The organism is Xenorhabdus sp. PB62.4 (assembly GCF_014467285.1).
GTDB lineage: Bacteria > Pseudomonadota > Gammaproteobacteria > Enterobacterales > Enterobacteriaceae > Xenorhabdus.
Genome location: NZ_NKHR01000129.1, coordinates 1 through 327 on the forward strand (window position 1 = coordinate 1; position 327 = coordinate 327).

1 protein-coding gene and 1 pseudogene are annotated in these 327 nt (G+C 41.6%); both read right to left on the reverse strand.

The features are described from left to right. Nucleotides 1–124, reverse strand: a pseudogene (locus Xenpb_RS19560) (winged helix-turn-helix domain-containing protein); the annotation flags it as partial. Between the two features lie 30 nt (nucleotides 125–154). Then, a partial coding sequence (locus Xenpb_RS19565; RefSeq protein ID WP_222942853.1) for an IS1 family transposase occupies nucleotides 155–327 on the reverse strand: 173 nt, incomplete at its 5' end.

Genomic DNA, 327 nt, shown 5'->3' on the forward strand with positions numbered 1-327 from the left:
TGTAGGCCTCAATAAATTGTTGCTGTTTATCCGCATCAAATTTATGAGGGACGCCCATCGGTTTCTTATAGCTGAACCCCTGACGGTGAAGCCATTTCGTCATTCCGGCCACAGTGAAAGCAATTTGGTCATGTATTCAATCCGTTGCTCTGCTTTAAAGATAGTATTCTCTTTCAATAAAAGTCCCGATAACTTTGTCATGCATCTCAGGGGATTTTGAATAGCCGAGTGTTTTACGATTCAATCGTTTAATTCTGTTGCGAAGTGTAAGATTTTCACGCTCGATACGTTGCGTGAAACTTTTCCCGACGAGGTGTGTATTTTCAG